Raw genomic sequence first — 236 nt, 5'->3', positions numbered from 1 at the left:
GCTGCCGGGGCGAGATGCTCAAGCGACGCCGCGGATACGCAAGGAATTCGAGGTTCGCGCGGAGGCGCGGAGGACGCGGAGGTGTCGCGCACCGGGCTGTTCGTAAGACCGGGTACCGGCCGGCCCGACGTAGATGCTTCGTTGAAGGGAGTGCCACCATGCGTCACGCGCCACTCTCTGCGTCCTCCGCGCCTCCGCGCGAACCACCTTCTTCCTTCACGTCGCGGCTTCGCGGC

The organism is Sphingomonas sp. Leaf412, from assembly GCF_001425405.1.
Taxonomy (GTDB): domain Bacteria; phylum Pseudomonadota; class Alphaproteobacteria; order Sphingomonadales; family Sphingomonadaceae; genus Sphingomonas.
This window is presented reverse-complemented; position numbering follows the sequence as displayed.